Here is a 5,320-nt window from a genome sequence, read left to right as displayed (position 1 = left end):
CTCGGTCCAGCCCGGCACGCGCTTGACCATGCAACCGAAGCGCAGCACGAAACTGTCGGGGCCCACCGGCACGTGGCTGTTGAGCAGAATGGCATGCACCCGCACATCACCGAACATCGAGCTCAGCTCGGTAAAATGGGTGGCCGGCCCGTAATACGCCGAGGGCGCGATCAGGTCGCCACCCAGGCGCTCGGAGTCGCCGTGGAAGATCTGCCGGCCGATATGTCCCTCGAACACGTTGGCGAAGTACTTGGTGGGCGTGCCGTGCACCGGCCCGAAATGCTGAGCGTCCACCAGGTTGTCGACCAGCTCGCGCGGGTTGGTCTCGATCAGCATGGTGTCGATGTTCCATTCGTGGATCCACTCCGGGTCGTCCATCTGCGGCAGATGCGGAATCACCACGCCGGCTTTCGGCGCACGGCCTTCGGGGTTGTTCCAGATGAACAGCAGGTTGTTTTCCTCGCAGGTCAGCCAGCTGCGGGTCTTGGCCTTGGGCGGAATGCGCTTGCAGTACGGGACTTCCACGCATTTGCCGCTGCTGTCGTACTTCCAGTGGTGAAACGGGCACACCACGGTGTCGTTCTCGAGGGTGCCCTGGGACAGGTCGGCGCCCATGTGCGGGCAGAAGGCGTCGAGGATGGTGATGCCGCCAGTGCTGGCGGCGAACGCCACCAGGCGCGTGCCGAAGATATTCAGGGTATGCAACTTGCCATCACGGTAGTCATCGGCCACCCCAAGGCAGTGCCAGCCCCTGGCGTAGCGATGGGCGCGCTGGGCGCTGTCGAGGGAGAGTTCGGCGAGCTTGGTCATGTTGTTGTTATTCCTGTGTTGGATACGCCATTCATCGGCAATGCCCCTGCGCGAGCAGGGGCATTGCCTGGCTGACATCTTTGAACAGACCTGCCGGGCCCTCATCCTTCAATCGGACTAGACGGGGCCCGCCCAGGCTCTACTGGCCGAAACGCCGCGCCGCCTCGGGGCCAAAGTCGCGCGGGCTGAAACCCGGCCGGTTGAGCAGGTAGCCGTTGCGCTGCTCGTTGATCAGGTTGAACGCCAGGTAGCTGCCGGCATTGAGGTCGTGGTAAAGCCCGACACCGGCCTGCGGGCGCTGGGTTTCATAGGCATAGAAGTAGTTCACCATCGAGGTGCGCCACAGCTCGCCGCGGTTGTCGTAGTTGTCGGCCAGCATCGGGAACCAGGTATCTTCGTCGATGTACAACTTGCGTTTGCCATACAGGTGGCGGTAGCCGGGCTTGAGGGTGCCCTCCAGCTCCCACACCCGGTGGCGCTCGTAACGCATCGCCTGCGGGTTGAGATGGCCCGGAGTCAGCAGGCTGGCGTACTTGAGCTGCGGGGCATGGACCTTGTAGGCGTTGTACGGGATGAACATTTCGCGCTTGCCTACAATTTTCCAGTCATACCGCTGCCCCGAGCCGTTGAACAGGCGCACCTCGTCCACGGTGATCGAGCCGCCGCTGCCAGGGAACGACATGTCGAAGCCATACCCCGGCGACTGCCGCACCCGCCGAGTGCCGGGGTCGTACCGCCAGGCCTGGCGCGGTTCGGTCTTGTCGTTCCAGAATTCGGTGCCGGTATTGATCTCGCCCTTGTCGCGCTGCGGCAACAGCGTCTCGTTGAGGTAGAACGACGAGTTGCCGACCGTGTCGCCCGCCTTGCCCGGTTCCAGCGATGGCGCCAGGTTGCGCGAGTGCACCCGGCCCCAGTTGATGTTGCCATCCTTGAGTACATACGCGTTGTCGGAGGTGTATTCCTCTGTCCAGGCGCGCAGGGTGAACGTGGACGCATTCTTCAGCAGCTCCAGGCCGCTGCGCGGCACCGGGAACGGCGTGCCGCCGGTCTTGCCGACCACCCCCTCGCCATCATCTACCAGCTTGGCCACCTTGGCATTTTCACGGGTGGCCTGGCACACCGCATCGTCGAAACGGAAGTCCCGGTGGCTGGGGTAGATCGGCATCTTGAAGGTGGCCGGGTACAGCTTGAACAGGGCCTTTTGCCCATCGGACAGCGCGTCGGCGTACTGAGCCATGTTGTCGGCGCTGATAACGAACAGCGGCTTTTCGCTGGCGTACGGGTCGACGGGATGATGGCCGGTGCCCTTGAAGTCCACCTGGGGCGGCGCCCCCAGCCATTGGCCGGAGAACGGTGGGATACTGCCGTCGGCGTTGCCCTGCGGGTCGGCCCCCAGGCAGGTCAGGTCCTTGCCCAGGCGCTCGACGTCCTCAGGGGCGGCCTGCACGCCAGTTGCAAGGGCGCTGAGCAGCATCACCAGCGCCAGGTTCTGCGGGGCAAGCGCACGGGCAGTGAGCAGACAACGGCTGGCCGGTTTACTGTCGGTCATTCTTGTTCTCCTTGGTTACCGATAGCGGTGGCCCAGTATCGGCAGGCCTTTGCGAGGGGAGCATCGTCCGCTCGGACTAACGCACTAACGCACGTCTACCCCATGCATGCCGGCGCCGACGGCTGGGCCAGCTGCCCTGGCGCCCCCAGTGCAACCACGCTGTTGAGCATGATGCGCACCAGTTCGGTCTGGCGCCGCACGCCGGTCTTGGAGAAGATCGAACGCAAGTGCGCGCGTGCCGTATTGCGCCGGATATTGAGCCGTTCGGACGCCTCCTCCAGCGACAAGCCATTGGCCAGTTCCAGGGCCAGTGCGGTCTCGGCAGGGGTCAGGTTGTAAAGCTGCGCGGTCACCCCGTTGCTCACCAGCGATTTGCCCACCGCATCGCGCACATACACAACCACGGTCGGCTTGCCCTTGCCCTCCACCAGCTCCTGGGACGGGATCAGCTCGACCACCACCCCCAGGTTGACCTGACCCGAAGGCCGTGACACCGACATGGCCTCGGCGCCCTGCTCCACCTTGTCCCCCGGCCGGCTGCGCAAGAACGCATTGCGTACCAGCCGGGCAAGCTCGCGGTTATCGCTGGGGTAGGTCGCTTCAAGGCGACCACCCACCAGTTTCAGGCCGTCGTTGCTGTCCAGGATCGCCCGTGCCACCGGGTTCAGCTGCAGCACATGGCCGTTTTCATCGAGCACGATGGTCGCCACCGCCAAGCGGTTGATGGTTTGCGAATACAGACTACCCAGCGAGACGCTGCGGTCGAGCAAGGTGTGCATGTGCAAGGCGCGGCGCAAGTGGGCGACAAGCATCGCGCACAGCGCCCGCTCGACGGCGCCGAAACGCGGTTGCTCACGGGGCCGGTTGATGCGCAGGCGCAAGGTACCGCCATCCGGCATGCTGATGTCCACCCCGAGCATGTGGTAGCAGCTGTAGGGCTGGCAGTACAGCAGGTAGAACGACGAGCTGGCCCACTCGCGGTCGCTCATCAGGTCTTCGATGGTGAACACCTGGTCGACCGGCAACCTGTCGAACAAGGTGGATTTCTCGCAATACGCGTAGTGGTTGACCCCGCCCTCGCCCGGTTCAACGTCACCCGCCACCATCATCGGTGACAGAAAGGGCTCGTCCAGCACGCGAAGGATCAAGGTCACATAGCAGGCGCCGAACAACCCGCGCAGCTGTTGCAGGGCCTCGTTCAGGCGCCGGGTATCCAGCGCGGCGTCATACATGTTGCCGAGCAGGCGTTCATAGTCGGCCAACTCGACCCCCAGGTGCGCCAGCACCTGGGCGTTGGACAGCGTAGTCTGCATGGACAGCCCCCAGGGCGGGCCGATGCCGCCGGCCCGCAGCATTATTGTCGTAGTGGTGGGTCAAGCCGGGTTGGCGTGGGCCGGCACACCGCCCGGCAACGGTTTGGCGCGGTCGAACCAGGCCGCCAGCGCCGGTAGCAGGAAGATCGCCCCGAACACGTTCACCAGGAACATGAACGCCAGCAGTATGCCCATGTCGGCCTGCAGCTTGAGCGGCGCGAACGCCCAGGTACCCACCCCGATCGACATGGTCACGGCCGTGAACACCGCTGCCGTACCGCGCTGGCACATGGCGCGGTAGAAGGCGTTGCGCAGGTCTTGCCCATGGGCCATTTCGTGCTGGATACGCTCGTACAGGTAGATGCCGTAATCCACTCCCACGCCAACCCCCAGCGCCATGACCGGCAAAGTGGCGACCTTCAGGCCGATGCCCAGCAGCGCCATCAGGGCATTGCACAGCACTGCCACGATGCCCAGCGGTACGACGATGCACAACACCGCCGACAACGAGCGGAAGGTCACCAGGCAGAACAGCACGACCGAGCAGAACAGCGCGGCCAGCATCCACACCTCGGCATGCTTGACCGCCTCGTTGGCAGCGGCCATCACCCCGACGTTGCCGCCCGCCAGGTGGAACGATACCGCCGACGATTGCAGGGGACCGATGACGCGCCGGGCCTCGTTGACCACATGGGCCACAGTGGCGCCCTCGTGGTCATTGAGAAACACCAGTATCTGCATGCGGCGGCAACCCTCGGTGACCAGCCCGGCATCCGCCGTGTAGGCCATCGACCCCTGCTGCAACCCGCGCGCAGAGCCGGGTATGGCAGCCCAGCGCGGGTTGCCTTCATTGTTGCCGGCGATCATTTCCTTGCCCATGCCGGCCACGCTCTGCACCGACTGCACACCGGCGACATGGCGCATCTGGAAGTCGAACGCCTCCACGGCACGCATCACGGCCGGGTTCAGGCAGGCCTCGTCGATGCCGTGGCTCTGGACGAACACCGCCAGCACGTCCAGGCCGATCGAGTAACTGCTGATGATGCGCTGGTTATCCAGGTTGTAGCGCGAATCGGCGCGCAGCTCCGGGGCACCCGACCCGATATCGCCCACCGCCAACTCGCGCGCCTTGACCACGCCCAGGCCCAGCAGCACCAGGCTGACGGCGAACACCAGCAGCGCCGGGCCGGGTTCGGCAACCGCCGACAGCTTCCACCACAGGCCATGGCGCGCACTGGCGGGTGCTGGCTGCGCGGTGCCTTGGCCGCCCACGGGCAGGCATGCCAGCACCAGTGGCAGCAGCATCTTGTTGGTGACGATCATCAGCATCACCCCAAGGCAGGCGGTTACCCCCAGTTCGTGGACGATGGGAATATCGATCAGCATGATCACCGCAAAACCCAGGGCGTTCATCAGCAGGGCCAGCGAACCGGGGATGAAGATCTTGCAGAACGCGGCATACGCCGCCTGTTGCGCCGATTCGCCGGCTACCACCTCCTGCTTCCAGGCGTTGGTCATCTGTACCGCATGCGATACGCCAATCGAGAAAATCAGGAACGGCACCAGCACCGACATCGGGTCGATACCCAGCCCCAGCAACGGCAGCAACCCCAGCAACCAGACCACCGGCAGCAACGCCACCAGGAGG

At 64.6% G+C, this 5,320-nt stretch carries 4 protein-coding genes; all 4 read right to left on the bottom strand.

Annotated features, from left to right (window positions below):
• The coding region (locus tag HP547_RS27115; RefSeq protein WP_172288508.1) for a Rieske 2Fe-2S domain-containing protein at nt 1–810 on the bottom strand (810 nt) is incomplete at its 3' end.
• Between the two features lie 139 nt (nt 811–949).
• The gene (locus HP547_RS27110) at nt 950–2,284 is read right to left on the bottom strand and encodes a DUF1329 domain-containing protein (protein WP_172227553.1); all 1,335 of its coding nucleotides are present in this window, start codon (nt 2,282–2,284) and stop codon (nt 950–952) included.
• 170 nt (nt 2,285–2,454) lie between these two features.
• Nucleotides 2,455–3,672 (bottom strand): helix-turn-helix transcriptional regulator, encoded by a 1,218-nt coding sequence (locus HP547_RS27105; RefSeq protein ID WP_172227539.1) that lies wholly within the window; start codon nt 3,670–3,672, stop codon nt 2,455–2,457.
• 60 nt (nt 3,673–3,732) lie between these two features.
• Nucleotides 3,733–5,320 (bottom strand): RND family transporter (locus HP547_RS27100; protein WP_172288506.1); only part of this gene is annotated, 1,588 nt, incomplete at its 5' end.

The sequence above is a fragment of the Pseudomonas sp. CM27 genome, from assembly GCF_013179515.1.
Classification (GTDB): domain Bacteria; phylum Pseudomonadota; class Gammaproteobacteria; order Pseudomonadales; family Pseudomonadaceae; genus Aquipseudomonas.
This window is presented reverse-complemented; position numbering and strand designations above follow the sequence as displayed.

What these genes read in the sequence shown, in the direction of transcription:
- HP547_RS27105 (WP_172227539.1), bottom strand. Translation starts at nt 3,672, where the DNA reads ATGCAGACTACGCTGTCCAACGCCCAGGTGCTGGCGCACCTGGGGGTC.
- HP547_RS27110 (WP_172227553.1), bottom strand. Translation starts at nt 2,284, where the DNA reads ATGCTGCTCAGCGCCCTTGCAACTGGCGTGCAGGCCGCCCCTGAGGAC.